Consider the following 17,081-nt stretch of genomic DNA (forward strand, 5'->3'; position numbering starts at 1 on the left):
GAGAAGTGGATTTTAGAATAATTAAATCACCTTCAGAAGGAACCAAGGATATTCTTAAAAGAAGAATGGTGACATCCTCCAAGCTGGATATAAGTAAGGTGGGAGCCATAGGTCTTGTTCAAGGAAAGCTAATTGAGATGATATATGCAGCGGATATAGCTGAAAAGGCTGTAGGAGTTACAGTAGAAGATATTAAGGGAAGCTGTCCACAGCATATGATATTATTAGCAATTTTTGGAGATACTGCATCGGTTGAAGCTGCTATAAATGAAATTAAACTCAAAATGAAAGAGGGATTGTCTTAATGATAACAGCAAAACTTATTGATAATATTTGGGCAACCAGAAAGGCAGATGCTCTCAATGGATTTAAGCTCATGCTTGCAGAAGAAATTGGTGGAAAAGATCATGGACGTAGGCTTATAGTAGTTGACATTATTAGTGCTGGTATTGGAGACAGAGTAATTATAAGTACTGGATCAGCTGCTCGCAGAATGCTTGGTGATGATAATATTCCTGTTGATGCAGTTGTTGTGGGCATCATTGATGATGATTGTAATTTTGGTTAAAGATTAATCATCTGTTGAAGGGAAGTGAAAATATGAAAAAGTTAATATGTGCAAAGGATATGGAAGAGTTTATTGCTACTGGTAAAAGAAAATTTTATGTGGCAAAGGAAATGATTATAACACCATCCGCAAAAGATCTTGCGAAGGCTGCAGAGGTTGAGTTCACAACGGAGGAACCTGTTATTTCAAATTCTAGTGATTTAGGCTCAAAGGTTTCAGCAGATAATCTTGATATGGAAGCTATGCTTAAAGTTTTTAAAACAATGATGGATAAGGGGCTTTTACAAGAAATGCTTCAGTGTCTTAAAGGAAGTAGTTTACCATATGCAGCAGAATGCGATGCTAGTGGACTTAAGGTTGTTAGAGGAAATTCAGTTAAGATGGATGTTTTTGACACAGGAGATTCAGAGGTAAAAGCTTATTATCAAGAATTAGTAAGCAAGGAAGAGTCAAAGATGAGTGCAGGATTCCTAACAATTGAAAATTCAAGATTTGATTGGGAACTTACTTATGAAGAAATTGACTATGTAATTGAAGGAACATTAACGGTTGAAATCAATGGAAAGACCTTTACTGCTTATCCTGGAGATGTGTTATTTGTACCATCAGGTTCTAAAGTAGTTTGGGGATCTCCAGATAAGGCTAAGATATTTTATACAACATATCCAGCAAACTGGGCAGATCTCTTATAGTAGAGCTAGGAGGGACTAAGGAATGCAGGCTATAGGATTGTTAGAGACAAAAGGCTTACTTGCAGCTGTTGAGGGGGCAGACGCAATGGTAAAATCAGCGGATGTAAGTATAGTTGAAAAATCTTATGTGGGTGGCGGTCTAGTTACAATTACAGTTACAGGAGATGTGGGAGCTGTTAAGGCTGCTGTTGAAGCAGGAGTTGCAGCAGTAAGAAATTTAAGCGATAATCTTTTAATTTCAAACCATGTTATTCCTCGTCCACATGAAGATTTAGAATGTATTATAGGAAATAATTCAGATAATCAAAAGGAAGCTGTTGAAAATATAGAACAAGATAAGGTTGAAGCAGTGGAATTAACAAACCTTGAAGAAATGAGTTATAAAGATGAAAACTTTGAGGTTCAGGAAGAGAAGCAGGAGAACGTTACAGATAATGTTCAAAAAGCTGAGATTTCAGCAATAATTTTTGAAAACCTACGCAAAAAAGAGGTTGATGAGCTTTTTAGAGAGAGTGGTATGGATCAGGTGTTTAAAGTCTTAAATAAACTTAAGGTTGTTAAGCTTAGAAACTTAGCTCGTGAGTATGAAGACTTTGGAATTACAGGAAGAGCAATTTCTAAAGCTGATAAAAAACTATTGTTGATTAAGTTTAAAGCATATTATGAGAAAAAGTAAAAGGTTCTCTGTGATAAGGAGGAGATTAAATGCAAAATTTTGATAAGGATTTACGCTCAATACAAGAAGCAAGGGATTTAGCTAGACTGGGAAAAACAGCTGCTAACAACATTGCTGAATATACAGAAGAGCAAATTGATAAAATCATACGAAATATGGTTAGAGTTGCAGAAGAAAATGCTGCATGCCTTGCTAGAATGGCAGTTGAAGAAACTGGCTTTGGTAAAGTTGAGGATAAAACTTATAAAAACCATTTAGCGTCAGGAATATTATATGAGTCTATAAAGGATATGAAGACTATTGACATTATAGAGGAAGATGAAGTTAACAAAATAATGATGGTTGCTGAACCAGTTGGTTTGGTTATGGGAATAGTTCCTTCAACAAACCCAACTTCAACAACTATATTTAAATCTATAATTTCAATTAAATCGCGTAATGCAATAGTATTTTCACCACATCCATCTGCAGCAAAATGTACAATTCATGCAGCAAAATTAATGCATGATGCAGCCGTAGAAGCGGGTGCTCCTGAAAATATAGTTTCATGTATAACAATGCCTTCAATTGGAGCAACAAATGAATTAATGAAATGCCAAGAGGTTTCATTAATAATTGCAACTGGTGGTCCAGCCATGGTTAAAGCTGCATATAGTGCAGGAAAACCAGCACTAGGTGTTGGTGCAGGTAATTCACCAGCTTATATTGAAAGAACTGCTAATGTAGAAAAAGCGGTTAGAAATATCATGGCAAGCAAGACTTTTGATAATGGAACAATATGTGCTTCAGAGCAGTCTATAATTTGTGAAGAGTGCAATCATGATTTAGTAGTTGCTGAATTAAGAAGACAAGGTGGTTACTTCATGAGTGAAGAAGAAACAAATAAGGTTTGTCAGCTTCTTTTCAAAAATGGACATGCAATGAATGCCCAATTTGTAGGAAGAACACCACAAGTAATAGCTGCTGCTGCTGGTATTACAATTCCAGAAGGAACTAAAGTACTTATTGGAGAGCAAAAGGGAGTTGGACAAGGATACCCATTATCCTTTGAAAAGCTTACTACAGTTCTTGGTTTCTATACAGTTAAGGATGCTCATGAGGCATGTGAGTTAAGTATTGCATTACTTCAAAATGGAATAGGACACACAATGAGCCTTCACACAGAAGACAGAAACATTGTAATGAAGTTTGCTAAAAAACCAGCATCTCGTATTCTTGTTAACACTGGAGGAACTCAAGGTGGAACTGGAGCAAGCACAGGACTTATGCCATCATTCACATTAGGATGTGGTACATGGGGTGGAAGTTCAGTTTCAGAAAATGTAACTCCAAGACACCTTGTTAATATAAAAAGAGTTGCTTATGGAATAAAGGATTGTGCAACATTAGCTGTTGAAGATCCAACATTTAAAAATGTTAAACCAGTAGAAACTTGTACTAGTTATGAAAATAAATATTTAAACATGAGCCCTGCACAAATTGCAGCTGCAGCTTCAAAGTGTATGGAAGCAGAAAAATGCACAACTGCTACTGAAGGTGCTGGTGCAACTGGCAATGAAGAACTCTTAGAATTAGTAAATCAAATTATTGCCGCTATGAAAGGGGCAAAATAATGGATAAATATGAATCAGTATTAAAGCTTTTACTAGAAGCAGTACAAGCTAATGAGGAAAAAGCTGATATAAAAAATGATTTATCTTTTGATATACCTGTTGGAATTTCTAATAGACATGTTCACTTATCTGAAGCAGATTTAGAAATCCTATTCGGAAAAGGATATGAACTTACAAAGCTTAAGGATTTATCACAACCAGGGCAATATGCCTGCAAAGAAGTTGTTACAATTTGTGGACCTAAGGGAGCAATTGAAAAAGTTAGAATCCTTGGACCAACAAGAAGTAAGACTCAAGTAGAAGTATTAACTGGAGATTGTATAAAACTTGGAGCGGTACCCCATGCAAGATTGTCTGGAGATTTAAGCAAAACACCAGGAATAACATTAGTTGGACCTAAGAATTCTGTTCAAATTGAGGAAGGATTAATTGTTGCTCAAAGACATATTCACATGACTCCACAAGATGCAGAAATGTTAGGGGTGCATGATGGACAAGTTGTTTCAATAAAGGTAGAGGGTGAAAGAGGCGGTACTTACAGCAATGTTGCTATAAGAGCTAATGATGCTTCCAAGCTTGAATGCCACTTAGATATTGAAGAGGCAAATGCCATGGGAATGAATTCAAAATCAACAATAAGAATTGAAAATTAAAACTAAAAAAATAAAAAGCTTATTAAAAAATTAAAATATATTAATTAAAATTTAGGAGGATACAAAAATGAAATATGATGCTTTAGGAATGATTGAAACAAAAGGACTAGTAGGAGCTGTAGAGGCTGCAGATGCAATGGTTAAGGCTGCTAACGTATATTTAATAGGTAAAGAGTATGTTGGAGGCGGACTTGTAACTGTTATGGTTAGAGGAGACGTTGGAGCTGTTAAAGCTGCAACAGATGCTGGAGCAGCAGCTGCACAAAGAGTTGGAGAATTAGTTTCAGTTCACGTAATACCAAGACCACATTCTGAGGTTGAAGTAATTCTTCCAGCTTCTAAAGAAGTAAAATAATAATTTTAAGCAACCCATAATATTTATCCTAGAATGTCGCAAATTTATTTTGCGACATTTTTTCAGTTCAAATATGGACATACAATCTCAAAAAAGTATTTTTGATAGGTTGAGTGAAGTGGTGAATATAAAAACATTCAGCTTGTATAATAGCAATAAATAGTTAGTATAAGAATCTTAGATAATAAATTATTTAAAAAGTTAAATTTATATGGATTGGAAGTTGAGGTGTAAAATAAATATTACATTATACTCGATGATATATGAAGTATATAATGATATAACTAACATCAAATATATAAACTTTATTATATATATAATAAAACATATATTCACAAGAGTGTTGTGTTAAAATTATATCAATAATATAAGTATCATATAAAGGGGACATGGAAGTAACTCAGAAAAAATGAAGGAGTTAGACCCTGAGTATGCTGAGGGTGTTATTCAAACTAATGGAGGAGCAACAGGTGATGCCTATGAGTTATTAAAGGATTTTGACATTCCTTTAGTAGGGGAAGGTACAATGGGAACTATTGTTGCATCTAATAGGAGTGCATTAGTTAACTCTAATTTTTTAGTGGATATGAATGGTAAGAGATTTATAAACGAAACCAATGCTAAGTACGTTCTTCAGCATGATTTAATAAGAAAAGCTAATAGCAAAGGTGTTGTTATAGTTGATGGAACTTATGAAGATAAAGATTTCTTAATTGAAGGTATAGAAAAAGGAACAATTAAGGAGTTTGCTACATTGGAAGAACTAGCAGAAGGCATGGGAATTAATAGGGAAAACTTATTAGCTGAAGTTCAAAAATATAATACAGCAGTAGCAAATAACGATACTTTAGATTTTGGATTACCAGTAGAAAAGGTACAATATCTAGTTAAGGCACCGTTCTATGCTCAAGTTGCAGTTCCAAGAACTTTTGGTACAATTACTGGACTTCAAGTAAACTAAAAAACAGAACTTATTGATGCTGACGGTAAGGTTATAGAAAATGTTTATGCAGTAGGGGAACTTATAGCTGGAAATATATTTTCTAGTAAGTATCAAGGAGCAGGCTTTGGAATATCTCATGCTTTAAATAGTGGGAGATTGGCAGTTATAAATGCAGTAAATGAACTTTTAAAGTAAATTTAATGGATAATAGCCTAAAGAAGGTATTCAATTGGAAGAGGTTATATTTTATAGCATATGGTCTTAATTAAGATTTAGTATTTCAAGAATAAGGAGTAAGTAGTTCAGCGAGGAACTGCTTACTCCTTATTCTTTCTATATTCAGAAGGAGATATTCCCAGAAGCTTTTTAAAAACCTTTGAAAAGTAATTTACATCATTAAAGCCTACCTGTTCAGAAATTGCAGTGATAGAAAGGCTTGTATTTTTCATAAGTTTTAGGCTTTCTTCTATTCGTCTTCTATTTATAAAAGAAGCAATACTTTCATGGACTTCTTTGTTAAATTTAGAGGAAAGATAGTTTGGATTAACGACTATATTATTGGCGATGGAACTTAGGGTTAGGTTTGAATTTAAGTTCAGGTTAATGTAGTTAATTGCTTTCCTTATTAGTAGGGAATATTCCTTCAAGGATTTTTCCCTTACAATCTTGCAATAAACTGAAGGGATTTCTTTGAAGATAGTAAAAAGTTCATTTTCTGAAGCTGCATTTTCAATTCTTATTGCCAGCTCTGTGGAAGCTTCATTTATGTAAAATGGATGAACAAATCCTCTTTCTGCAGCCTTCCTAGATAAAGAGTTAAGTGTAAAACCATAGTTTTTCATATCTCGTAGGGTATTATTTGAACGAAGCTTAAATTTCATGTTAGATTTCAGGCTCCCAATTAATTTACTAAGGCCATCGATATCTCCATCAGTAATAATTTGAAGATAGAGATTTTCATTAGTGTACATTGACTCAATATTTTCTCCAACATTGGTTTCTTTTAATGGTGCAAAGGAGTCATGGATGAATAACCCATGAATATCATTCTCAGCAATAATTACTTCTTTATCATAATCAACATCAACTTCACCAAAGAAATTAAAAAACAGTAAATTACAGGCAGCATCAATCTTTGAAAAGTCTATTACTGTAACTCCAGCAAAGTAGTTTTGCAAGGATAACCTGGTACTTTCACTGATTTCATACTGGGTTTCAAATATGTCTAGAAAGCTAATGTTAAAAGGTTTGGTGGTATAGGGACCTATAACTATGGCAATGTCCATATTAGGAACTTTACAAAGGGTATATTCCATGTGTAAAAGGGAGGAAATTTTATATATTTTATTCTCACTCCAATTATTCGAAAGGAGTTTTTTCATAAAATCTTTAGAATGGGTATAAATAAATTTTTCAGCTCCAGCCTGAGGGGGATTGAAATTACTTTCTTTAGTTAGGTAATTAATATAATTTACTGGTACCCCTAAAAGGTTTCCTAGTAAGGTTGTAAAAGTATTTAAATCTTTTAATTTATTACTCATAGAACCTTCATCCTTTCTAAAGTCATATGTTAAATGATAAATAAAAACCAGTTAAAAATCAATAATTTTAGTCCTAGCAGTAAAATATTAAGGAGTTTTATAAAATTGATGAAGATTTTACTCACTATATTATTGAGGTCAATGATAAACTAATCACAAGATATAGGATTTCAGGAGGGAATAACATGCGTATTTTAAATAACTTAAGCGGAAGTTGGTTTTTTACTAAAGAAAATCATATAAATAACAGTAAAGTTGAATGTGACATTTCCAGCTGGGAAACAGTAAAAGTGCCACATACTTGGAACAACCTTGATGGACAAGGTGGGGCAAGTGAGTTTTATAGAGGAGCTTGCTGGTACAGAAAAGAACTAAATCTGGATGAAACCTTTGCTAATAAAGAAGTGTATCTAGAGTTTGAAGCAGTTAATGCTCTTGCTGATGTTTATGTTAATGGAATTCATGTGGGACATCACGAAGGTGGATTTTCTACCTTCAGATTTAATGTAACTAAGGAAGTTACGGTTGGTGAGAAAAATGTGATTGCAGTATGTGCAGATAACAGCGATATTAAACATATATACCCAACCATGGCTGATTTCACTTTCTATGGCGGAATGTACAGAGATGTTAAGGTTATAGGAGTTGAAAAGGCTCATATATCTTTAGAAGACCACGGAAGTTGTGGAGTATATGTTACACCAGAAGTTAAAGATGGACATGCTATTGTTAATATAGATGCTTTATTAGTTAACCCAGAGTGTGCAGCAAAGGTAGTATTTGCTATAAAGGATGCACAGAAAAACACTGTAGCTGAAACAGAAAACTCAATTTCTGGTAAAGCTGCTCTTAAGGTTGAGAATCCACACCTTTGGAATGGAACAATAGATCCATATATGTATACAGCGGTAGTAACAGTTATTGGTAAGGATGGCTCTAAGGTTGATGAAGTGGAAACCACTTTTGGAATTAGAATCTTCTCTGTAGATTTTGAAAAGGGCTTTGTCCTTAACGGAGAGCTTTATCACTTACATGGAGTATCAAGACACCAGGACCGTGAAAATATGGGATGGGCTATTTCCGAAAAAGAGCATAAGGAAGATATGGAGATAATTAAAGAGGTTGGAGCAAACACAATCAGACTTGCTCACTATCAGCATGCTCAAACTTTTTATGATTTATGTGATGAAGCTGGAATGGTTATTTGGGCTGAAATTCCCTTCATTTCTGCAATGACTAAGGGCAGAGAAGCTCATGAGAACTGCAGAAGCCAAATGATTGAGCTTGTAAAGCAAAATTATAACCACCCATCAATCTGCTTCTGGGGTATTTCAAATGAAATAGGTATCGGTGGAGAGAATGAGGAATTACTAGAAAATCTTAAAGACTTAAATAAATTAGTTAAAGAATTGGATAGTACAAGAATGACTACTATGGCTCAAGTTTCTTTTACTGATATGGAATCAGAGCATAATCAGATAACAGATGTTTTATCTTATAACCACTATTTTGGATGGTATGGTGGAGAAATCTCAGAAAATGCAGATTGGTTTGATGAGTTCCACAGACTATATCCAAACAGACCACTTGGAGTAAGCGAATATGGTGCTGAAGGTATATTAAAATACCATACTGAAACACCAGAGGTTAAGGATTATACTGAAGAATACCACGCTTATTACCATGAGAAAATGCTTGAAATCTTTGCTGAAAGACCTTACCTATGGTCAACTCATGTTTGGAACATGTTTGACTTTGGCAGTGCCATTAGAGATGAAGGTGGAATTAAGGGAAGAAATAATAAAGGTCTTGTAACTTTTGATAGAACCATAAAGAAGGATGCCTTCTATGTATATAAAGCTTATTGGACTGAAGAGCCAATGGTACATGTTTGTGGAAGAAGATTTATTGATAGACCAACAGAAACAACAAACATAAAGGTATACTCAAATGCAAAGGAAATTACTTTAAAGGTTAATGGAGAAGTAGTTAAAACCCTTGCTGGATACAAAGTATTCTTATTTGAAAATGTAGCTTTAAATATGGGTGAAAACACAATAACTGCGTTATCTGATGCAGGGGCTGAAGATACAATAAAGGTAAAAAGAGTAGTAGAGGCTAATCCAGAATACACTTTTGTAGATGAGGATGACGATGATTCAAGAGATGGAGCTGCAAACTGGTTCGACGATTCAGCTGCAAGACCAAAGCCACTTGAATTCCCAGAAGGACGTTTATCAGTAAAAGATAAAATGGGAGAAATATTTGCCCACCCAGAAGCAGGTCCAATGCTTATGGATGTTATGGCTGCGGGGCTTAGTGGTGAAAATGGACAACCAAACAAGGGTATGATGAAAATGCTTGCAAACATGAGCTTTGAGCAAATTGCTAAGATGGCTGGAAAGAAAATGCCTAAGGGAACTCTACAAAAAGTAAATGAAATATTAATTCAATATGAAAAAATAAAATAGATAAATCTTGGTCCTTTTAGGTCCAGAAAATTGGTAATAATTAAAGGATTAAGGTCTTATAAGTAGAAAATACTTATAAGACCTATTTTTATATTGAGTAACATAGATTGTTAATAAGAATTTATGGGAGGCATGCGATATGTTGAAGGCGATAAATGATAAAATTAATAAGGTGAAGGAAGACTTGGCTTTAAAAAAGGTTTTACAAGAAAAAAGAGAAAAATTTAGGAGCGAGTCTAGGTGGGAAAAAAAAGCTTTAGAGCAGTTGAGGATAACTTTAGCAAAAGAACTGAAGGATGTTGAGAAGTTAGAGAAACTTTCTATTTCTAATTTTATTGCAACAATAATGAATAATAAGGATGAAAAGCTAGAAAAGGAACATGAGGAATATTTTAAAGCAAAGCTTAAATTTGATGAGCAGAGTGCTAAGGTAAATATGATAGATAGAAATTTGGAAAATGTTGAGGAACGATTAAGGAATTTGAGAAATTGTGAAAGAGAATATAAGGAGATGCTTGATAAGAAGCTTGAGATAATTAAGAGTAGTGGTGATTATTATGTAAGTTCTAAATTATCAGAGCTTGAGCTGGATATTGACAAAGCTTTAAAGGCTCAAAAGGAAATTGAGGAAGCAGAATCGGTTGGAAGAAACTTGGTTGGAGCTATTGATGCAGCGCAAGATTCTTTAGAAAGTGCACAGGGATGGGGTTTATGGGACATGATGGGAGGAGAGATGTTGTCTTCTATTGCTAAACATAATAACATTAATGATGCAGAAGAATCGTATATATATATTTCTAATTTGCTTCAAAGCTTTAATAAGGAGCTGGGTGACGTTAATTTTGCAAGCTTATCCTTCTCTTCAACAGCTATAGCCTTTGATATATTTTTCGATAATATATTTACGGATTTTGCTGTTCAAAGCAAGATAAACGACGCATTAAGTGATACTTCCTATTTAAGAAAAAATGTTAGTGATGTAATGAATAAGTTGGAGCAGGAGCGTGAAGAATTGAGTCTTATTATATTAAATAAAAGAAAAGAGTATGAGGAGTTTATAGAAACATTATAATTTTATAGAGGTCAGGAAGTGATAGGAGGAATAGAAATGAGATACGAGTGATATACCATAGTTAGTGATATGGATGTAATATTATTAAAAAGTGAAATAGAACTATTAGAGGAAAATAAAAAAGCTGTTGAGACATTTGTAAATTAGGGCATAAAAACAAACAATAGAGGATGAAAGGATAGATTTTGAGCCCATAACAATTTTATAGGGAGGTAACGGTTCAGGAAAATCTACAGCCTTAAATGTAATTGCAGAAAAAAAGGTTCAGAGGGACTCTGTTTTTAATAAGTCCAACTTTTATAGTGATTATGTGGATATGTGTGAAATGCACATTGAAGAAGAAATTCCTGAAAGAAGCAGAATTATTACCAGCGATGACGTATTTGATTATATGCTGAATGTGAGAAATATCAATGAAGGAATCGATGCTCGGAGAGATGAGGTCTTTAAGGCATATTTAGATGCAAAGTATGCTCAGTTTCAAATGAAGTCATTACAGCATTATGATAGACTTAAGCAGATAAATAATGCCCGTAGAAAAACTCAGTCCAAGTTTGTAAGGGAAAATTTAATGGATAATATAAGAGAATTCGCCAATGGGGAAAATGCTTTTAAATATTTCTTAGAAAAGATAGAGGAAAATGGACTTTATATACTTGATGAACCTGAAAACAGCCTTTTACCTAAACGTCAGCTGGAGTTGGTTAACTTTATTGAGGATGCGGCACGTTATTTGGGATGTCAGTTTATTATATCAACCCATTCGCCTTCTCCATTTCTTCTTGCCATGAGAGGGTAAAATATATGATCTTGATGAGGAGCCTGTTGATGTGAAGAGATGGACTGAGCTTGAAAATGTTCGTACATATTATGAATTCTTCAAGGAAAGAGAAAGTGAATTTTAACATAATTAATTTGAAGTTAGATAATAGAAGATTTTTAAAACTATAAATTGTTTTTGAAAACAGGAGATGAAGATATGGAAGAGATAACCAATTGTGACCAGTGCTTTAATTTTTGTCCCATTGATAAGGTAAGATGTGAACGAGGCAGAAGATTAAGGGACAGTTTACAAGTTAAAGCGGAAGAACTAAGTGAAGATGATGAGTAAAAAATACTGTTGACTTTGGAAGTCAGCAGTATTTTTATTTTGATTTGGTTGAATTTATATATTTATAAATATTGTAAATATTGTAAAAGTTAGTACGAAATTAACATAATTGAATATAATATAAAATATAAAAAGTAAAACGGAGTGATTTTCATGGCAGAAAACAAAATTGATAATCTATACAAAAAAATATTTAGAATTTCATCACTTAATATGACCGATGAAGAAAAGTCTGTAGAATTACTTCAATACTATAGCTGGAAAGGTAAAGATTTTTCTAATATTGAAGAACTGCTATTATATATTAATGATGAGGAACTTTTTATTTACTCAAATTTATATGCATAAACTATATGAAAATAGCAATAAAAGTTCAACTAAAAGGAATTTATAATTAATGAAATACTTATAGTGCTATAAGTGGTGTATGAAAAATACACCACTTTTTAATTTTGATATAAAAAATATTTCTAAGGATATTGCAATGTGGTAAAATATAGTAAAGAATAACATATTTTGGGGATTGGTGGATAAAATGGAGTTTTTTTAAAATAAATTGACGGATAGTATAATTATTTTGAATGATCACGGTAAGATAAGGTTTGCAAATAAAGCTTTTATTTCTAGTATTTATAAAGATAATGAAGAGATAGATTTGGATGAAGTTAATGAAATTGTAAAACTAAATGATGATAAAGTAACTGTATACCATATGAATGAAATTTCAAAAGAAGGTGTATACGAAGTTAGTAATATTAACTTTGGAGAAGAAAATTTAAAAGTGCTTATAATAAAATGGAAAAAAACTATAAAAGAAGAAATACATGTGGAAATGCTTCTCAATTTATTGAATCAAATGGAATATATGATTTCTGTAAGGGATTTAGAAAATAATTATGTTTACGTTAACAAAACTTGTATTGATTATTTTGCTGAAAACAAAGATATTGCAAATGAAATTTTAAAAAATCAGTTATTAGACCCTAGGGTGCAAGAGAATTCTTTTAAAAATGATGATTATGTGTTATCTACTAAAAAGAAGTGTATATATGAAGTCTCATTTGAAATGGAAGGAGTAGTGTATTATTACGAAGTTTGTAAATATCCAATTTTCGATGAGTTGGGACAGGTAAAACATATTGGTTCAGTTTTGAAAAACATATCTTTAAATAAAAATATGCAGTATAAAATTCTTGATAATTTAAAATTTATAGATGAAAATATAGAAAATGGAGAGATAATAATAAATAATGTGAATGAATCTATTTTCCAAAACTTTAGAAACATGTTTAGTAAATTTTTAAATACTAAATTTTTTAATATATGGATATATGATGAGGTGGAAAAATGTTTGTACCCTAAATTTCCAGTACAAATTACTGATAATAATGATAATGAAAAGGCAGGGTATACAGGATATTTTGTAAGTGAGGCAGATTTAGAGGGTTTTGTTAATGGAACCCATAAGAGAATTATAGAAGGAAGTCATGTAGCAAAAGACGATACAGAGCAAAGGAAACCTCTTTATGTTGTAAATTATCCAATAATAGACCAAAAAGAGTTTAAAGGAATAATAACTTTAGGGTATGAAACATATCTATTTAATGAAGTTGTTGACAGCGATATTATAAGGAGTATTTGCAACCAGATATGTTTTATAATTAAGTATATTCAGATGTCTAGGAAGATTGCTGATGAATTAAAGTATAGAGACGATTTGGGGAAGGATTTAGAAGCTTTTTTAGAGATTTCTGCAGATTTTGTTCTTAAAGCTGATGCTAGTGGAATTAAGGATGTAAGTAAAAGATGTTCTGAAATCTTGGGATGGACTAAAGAAGAGTTTATGAATTTATATCCTAATGAGTTAGTACATCCGGATGATTTGAATAAAACTTTGGAATTAATGGAAAAACAATTAGAATCAACGGAAGTATTACAATGGGAAAATCGAGTTAAATGTTCTGGTGAGGGAGCTAAGTGGATAAGCTGGAGAAGTCAAAACTTAATAGATAGTAAAGGGAATATTTTTATTTGTGGTAAGGATATAACTTGTGAAAAAATAATAAAAGATACAGAAAAGGAAATGGAAAAGGTTAAACATCTGGAAGAAGTAAGAAATGAGTTTTTTGCTAATATATCTCATGAATTTAAGACTCCAATTAACATGATTATGACAACTAGTCAATTAATTGAGAAGCAATTAGATAGATATAATATAAGCAGAAGTGTTAAGAGTGATATAAACAGGCATTTAAATGTTTATAAACAAAATGGATATAGACTCATCAGGTTAGTTAATAATTTGATTGATATAACTAAAATTGATTCAGGGTTTTACAATATTAAACCTATTAATGCAAATATTATTAGTATTGTTGAGGATATAGTTTTATCTGTTGTGGATTATTGTAAGGGAAACAACATAGAACTTATCTTTGATACTGAAGTGGAGGAAGAAGTTATTGCATGTGATCCTGACCAAATTGAGAGAATTATTCTTAATTTATTATCTAATGCTATAAAGTACACTCCTGAAAATGGAGATATAAGAGTTGATATTAATTTAGAGAATAAATATGTAGTTATTCAGATTAAGGATACAGGTTCGGGTATTCCAAAGGAAAAGCTTGATGTTATATTTGAACGTTTTATACAATGTGAAGATACTCTCACTAGAAGATGTGAGGGAAGTGGAATAGGCCTATCATTAGTAAAAGGCTTAGTGGATATGCATGGAGGTAATATTAAGGTGGAAAGTATCATAGGGGCAGGAAGTACTTTTGAGGTAAGGTTACCAAGAAAGCAATTGGATTTAACTGATTCAATGCTGGAAAATTATGAAATAAAGCAAAGTAAAATAGAAAAGTGTTCTATAGAATTTGCGGATATTTATAATTTATAAATAAGTAATAAGTAATAAGTAAATGGCTAATGAATTAAATTGGAAAGAATAAAAATATGCGTAATTAATAGCTATAAAGGGTGAAAAGTAATAGGGTGAAAAGTAATTAGGAGTAAGCATTTAAAAATGAGGTGCTTACTCCTATATTTTTTAGTGTATTTAATCGGTTTATAAGTTTAAAGACATATCTCCGTATTTTATCCACTGTTTCGTACGCATATATTCTGAAACTACAAGGGTTAAAAGTGCAGGAAGGATAAAGTGCATAATTACTATTAAAAATAAAACCGTATTAGGTGCCATTGTTTCTACCATGGTTTCATAGGTCATTATCTGACCAACAAACCCAGCAGAGCCCATACCAGAACCAGTTGCATTATTAGTCATTTTAAGAACTGTGGAAGCTATTGGTCCTAAAATTGCACTTGATATGATGGAAGGCAGCCAGATTATTGGCTTTCTAATTATATTTGGAATCTGAAGCATAGAAGTGCCGATACCTTGTGCAAGAAGACCACCAAATTTATTTTCTCTGTAGCTAGCCACTGCAAAACCGACCATCTGACAGCAGCATCCAACGGTTGCAGCACCTGCAGTTATTCCGCTAAGATTTAAAATAACGCCAATAGCTGCTGAGCTTATTGGGAGAGTTAAAAGAATTCCCATGATTACAGAAACCAGTATTCCCATAATGAAGGGCTGCTGATCCATAGAAAACATAATAAGGTTTCCAAGAGAAGTCATAAATCGTGAAATAGGAGGACTCATAATAAGTCCAACTGCAGCACCTATACCTATGGTAATCAAAGGTGTAATAATTATATCAATTTTTGTTTTTCCAGAAATAATATTTCCAATTTCAATGGCTACTAAGACTGCAAGAAAAGCACCAAGGGGTTCGCCAGGACCTGAAAGAGTTATCACACCTGCTTCAGTCATTATAGTGCCAGAAAGAATTTTAGGTGCATATCCACCAATAAGACCAGAAACTGCAGCAGATATTACTACTAAAGGGCTAGACTTATATTTATAAGCAACACCAACGCCAATACCTGCACAGGTAGTAGCAGCTGCAACTTTACCAATTAGATATATGGTTGACCCTAGTGTTCCACCAAATAAATTGCCTATTTGCTGAAGGATAGTTCCAATGATTAACGTTGCAAATAATCCTAAGGACATGCCACTTAAGCCGTCAATAAAAATGTGATTTAAATAATTTTTAAGTTTCTTCATGCTGATACTCCCTTAATTAAATGCCTGTAATTATTGAATACTCCATTAGTTAAATAGATGAGGATCTTTCTTATATATTACTTTACTACATAATTATACAAGTATTTTGAGAATTAGGTCAATTATGCAGTGATAAAATGAATTTAAAATATATTGAAACTTAACGGAGTTTATAATAGTCCTTTGGTAATATGTAAATCTATCGAATGGTCATATTATTTGAAGTAATTGCTAAAAGGCAACCTTTTTGTTTATTAAAATTTATAATATAAAGAAATGTTTATTATAAGCGTAAGAAATAAGGGTATATTTAATAAATCTTTACCTTATATATTGTTTTATGTAAAATTTGGATGTAAAATGATAGTATAATTATTATAAAATGGGTTTAGCAGGAGAAGTTCAAATTAATCACTAATATAATAACAAATTAAACTTATGCAGTAATGAAAGGTATCATAGTTAGAATTTCTTATGGAGAACGGAGGTCATTATGGTATTAGTAAATAATAAAGAAGCTTCAATTTCAAAGGAAATATGTAATTTTACAACTGAAAGTATTATTCTAAGGGATAATACCATGAGGCTTCATGAATTGCTTCATCAGCTGCCAAGGTACAAGAGAGAGGATATTAGTAAAATAACCTTTGATAATGGTATATGTTTTTTCTTTGAAGAGGGAGAAACTTATAATGGATATGATAGGGTGGTAAGGGTAGGCGCTCATATAGTTAATAATAAGCTAAAGCAAAGATTAAGGGATCATTACAAGCCCAATCAAGAAGGCAGTGTTTTTAGAAAAAGCATTGGTAAAGCATTTCTTAGATATGACCAATATAAATTTGAAGAAATGTTGGATATAGAACTTTCAAGAGGGAAATTGCCTCAAGGAATTAAAAAGTATGAAAAAGAAAAAAACATAGAACAGAGAATAACTAAGTATCTAAATAATAAGTTCTCTTTCGTTTGTGTTAAAATAGCAGATAAAAAAATGCGATTGAGATTTGAAGAGGGGATTATTGCATTGTTACATAATACAGAGGATTTTAAACCAAGCAGTCAGTGGTTTGGAAGATATAGTCCCAATGAAGAAATAAGAAATTCCGGACTGTGGTTAAGAGATGGATTAAAGTATATGCCTCTTACAGCAGTAGAAGTTCAAAAATTAGAAATTTTAATTTGGGAAAGTATTTAAGAGCGTAAAAGCCAGTATCAGGAAATAAGTTTTGTAAAGTTAATTTAAGTGAA

At 32.5% G+C, this 17,081-nt stretch carries 16 protein-coding genes and 1 pseudogene; 15 read left to right on the forward strand and 2 right to left on the reverse strand.

All coding sequences use genetic code 11. The features are described 5' to 3' along the window. The first annotated feature begins 5 nt into the window (after positions 1-5). The 8 genes from BN1075_RS02860 to BN1075_RS02895 all read left to right on the forward strand — a co-directional run bounded on the left by BN1075_RS02860 (position 6) and on the right by BN1075_RS02895 (position 5,518). Complete coding sequence (locus BN1075_RS02860) at positions 6-305, forward strand: BMC domain-containing protein (protein ID WP_040191529.1); 300 nt, start codon at positions 6-8, stop codon at positions 303-305. Then, entirely contained in the window at positions 305-568 is a 264-nt protein-coding gene (locus BN1075_RS02865; protein ID WP_040191530.1) for a EutN/CcmL family microcompartment protein, read from the forward strand. Before BN1075_RS02860 ends, BN1075_RS02865 begins: the two co-directional genes overlap by 1 nt. 32 nt (positions 569-600) lie before the next feature. Further along, positions 601-1,260, forward strand: a complete 660-nt coding sequence (locus BN1075_RS02870) for a cupin domain-containing protein (protein WP_040191531.1) — start codon at positions 601-603, stop codon at positions 1,258-1,260. Positions 1,261-1,282: 22 nt separating this feature from the next. Then, positions 1,283-1,936 (forward strand): BMC domain-containing protein, encoded by a 654-nt coding sequence (locus tag BN1075_RS02875; protein WP_040191532.1) that lies wholly within the window; start codon positions 1,283-1,285, stop codon positions 1,934-1,936. Positions 1,937-1,965: 29 nt separating this feature from the next. Further along, a complete protein-coding gene (locus tag BN1075_RS02880) occupies positions 1,966-3,549 on the forward strand; it encodes an acetaldehyde dehydrogenase (acetylating) (RefSeq protein ID WP_040191533.1) in 1,584 nt (527 codons plus the stop codon). Continuing rightward, on the forward strand, positions 3,549-4,202 hold the full coding sequence (locus BN1075_RS02885; RefSeq protein WP_040191536.1) for a phosphate propanoyltransferase: 654 nt from the start codon (positions 3,549-3,551) through the stop codon (positions 4,200-4,202). Before BN1075_RS02880 ends, BN1075_RS02885 begins: the two co-directional genes overlap by 1 nt. A gap of 67 nt (positions 4,203-4,269) precedes the next feature. Continuing rightward, positions 4,270-4,557 (forward strand): ethanolamine utilization microcompartment protein EutM, encoded by a 288-nt coding sequence (gene eutM / locus BN1075_RS02890; RefSeq protein ID WP_040191537.1) that lies wholly within the window; start codon positions 4,270-4,272, stop codon positions 4,555-4,557. A gap of 409 nt (positions 4,558-4,966) precedes the next feature. After that, positions 4,967-5,518 carry an FAD-binding protein gene (locus BN1075_RS02895; RefSeq protein ID WP_040191538.1) on the forward strand — a complete coding sequence of 184 codons (552 nt, stop codon included), beginning with the start codon at positions 4,967-4,969 and terminating at the stop codon, positions 5,516-5,518. Positions 5,519-5,817: 299 nt separating this feature from the next. Here BN1075_RS02895 and BN1075_RS20545 read toward each other — a convergent pair whose 3' ends face one another. Further along, positions 5,818-7,041: a helix-turn-helix transcriptional regulator gene (locus BN1075_RS20545; protein WP_052406357.1), complete on the reverse strand. Its 1,224-nt coding sequence runs from the start codon at positions 7,039-7,041 to the stop codon at positions 5,818-5,820. A 185-nt stretch (positions 7,042-7,226) separates the two neighbouring features. Here BN1075_RS20545 and BN1075_RS02905 point away from each other — a divergent pair, with 185 nt between their 5' ends. From BN1075_RS02905 to BN1075_RS20550, 6 genes and pseudogenes are all read left to right on the forward strand, one after another. Continuing rightward, positions 7,227-9,512, forward strand: a complete 2,286-nt coding sequence (locus tag BN1075_RS02905) for a glycoside hydrolase family 2 protein (protein WP_040191539.1) — start codon at positions 7,227-7,229, stop codon at positions 9,510-9,512. Between the two features lie 139 nt (positions 9,513-9,651). Then, positions 9,652-10,584 carry a hypothetical protein gene (locus tag BN1075_RS02910; protein ID WP_052406358.1) on the forward strand — a complete coding sequence of 311 codons (933 nt, stop codon included), beginning with the start codon at positions 9,652-9,654 and terminating at the stop codon, positions 10,582-10,584. Between the two features lie 172 nt (positions 10,585-10,756). Further along, a pseudogene (locus BN1075_RS02915) lies at positions 10,757-11,489 on the forward strand (AAA family ATPase); the annotation flags it as partial. 74 nt (positions 11,490-11,563) lie between these two features. Further along, positions 11,564-11,695, forward strand: coding sequence for a hypothetical protein (locus tag BN1075_RS22320; protein ID WP_268871531.1), 132 nt, complete (start codon positions 11,564-11,566; stop codon positions 11,693-11,695). 153 nt (positions 11,696-11,848) lie between these two features. Further along, entirely contained in the window at positions 11,849-12,043 is a 195-nt protein-coding gene (locus tag BN1075_RS02920) for a hypothetical protein (RefSeq protein WP_040191540.1), read from the forward strand. A 208-nt stretch (positions 12,044-12,251) separates the two neighbouring features. Next, entirely contained in the window at positions 12,252-14,597 is a 2,346-nt protein-coding gene (locus BN1075_RS20550; RefSeq protein ID WP_052406359.1) for a sensor histidine kinase, read from the forward strand. 168 nt (positions 14,598-14,765) lie between these two features. Here BN1075_RS20550 and BN1075_RS02930 read toward each other — a convergent pair whose 3' ends face one another. Further along, entirely contained in the window at positions 14,766-15,833 is a 1,068-nt protein-coding gene (locus tag BN1075_RS02930; RefSeq protein ID WP_040191541.1) for a PTS sugar transporter subunit IIC, read from the reverse strand. 493 nt (positions 15,834-16,326) lie between these two features. Here BN1075_RS02930 and BN1075_RS02935 point away from each other — a divergent pair, with 493 nt between their 5' ends. Next, a complete protein-coding gene (locus BN1075_RS02935; RefSeq protein WP_040191542.1) occupies positions 16,327-17,028 on the forward strand; it encodes a GIY-YIG domain-containing protein in 702 nt (233 codons plus the stop codon). The last annotated feature ends 53 nt before the right edge of the window (positions 17,029-17,081 follow it).

It is taken from the genome of Clostridium culturomicium (assembly GCF_000821305.1).
Lineage (GTDB): Bacteria > Bacillota > Clostridia > Clostridiales > Clostridiaceae > Clostridium_J > Clostridium_J culturomicium.

Bases quoted from the DNA above. Each gene is read 5' to 3' on its own strand.
- BN1075_RS02865 (WP_040191530.1), top strand. From the start codon at position 305: ATGATAACAGCAAAACTTATTGATAATATTTGGGCAACCAGAAAGGCA.
- BN1075_RS02870 (WP_040191531.1), top strand. From the start codon at position 601: ATGAAAAAGTTAATATGTGCAAAGGATATGGAAGAGTTTATTGCTACT.
- BN1075_RS02875 (WP_040191532.1), top strand. From the start codon at position 1,283: ATGCAGGCTATAGGATTGTTAGAGACAAAAGGCTTACTTGCAGCTGTT.
- BN1075_RS02880 (WP_040191533.1), top strand. From the start codon at position 1,966: ATGCAAAATTTTGATAAGGATTTACGCTCAATACAAGAAGCAAGGGAT.
- BN1075_RS02885 (WP_040191536.1), top strand. From the start codon at position 3,549: ATGGATAAATATGAATCAGTATTAAAGCTTTTACTAGAAGCAGTACAA.
- eutM (WP_040191537.1), top strand. From the start codon at position 4,270: ATGAAATATGATGCTTTAGGAATGATTGAAACAAAAGGACTAGTAGGA.
- BN1075_RS02895 (WP_040191538.1), top strand. From the start codon at position 4,967: ATGAAGGAGTTAGACCCTGAGTATGCTGAGGGTGTTATTCAAACTAAT.
- BN1075_RS20545 (WP_052406357.1), bottom strand. From the start codon at position 7,041: ATGAGTAATAAATTAAAAGATTTAAATACTTTTACAACCTTACTAGGA.
- BN1075_RS02905 (WP_040191539.1), top strand. From the start codon at position 7,227: ATGCGTATTTTAAATAACTTAAGCGGAAGTTGGTTTTTTACTAAAGAA.
- BN1075_RS02910 (WP_052406358.1), top strand. From the start codon at position 9,652: ATGTTGAAGGCGATAAATGATAAAATTAATAAGGTGAAGGAAGACTTG.
- BN1075_RS22320 (WP_268871531.1), top strand. From the start codon at position 11,564: ATGGAAGAGATAACCAATTGTGACCAGTGCTTTAATTTTTGTCCCATT.
- BN1075_RS02920 (WP_040191540.1), top strand. From the start codon at position 11,849: ATGGCAGAAAACAAAATTGATAATCTATACAAAAAAATATTTAGAATT.
- BN1075_RS02930 (WP_040191541.1), bottom strand. From the start codon at position 15,833: ATGAAGAAACTTAAAAATTATTTAAATCACATTTTTATTGACGGCTTA.
- BN1075_RS02935 (WP_040191542.1), top strand. From the start codon at position 16,327: ATGGTATTAGTAAATAATAAAGAAGCTTCAATTTCAAAGGAAATATGT.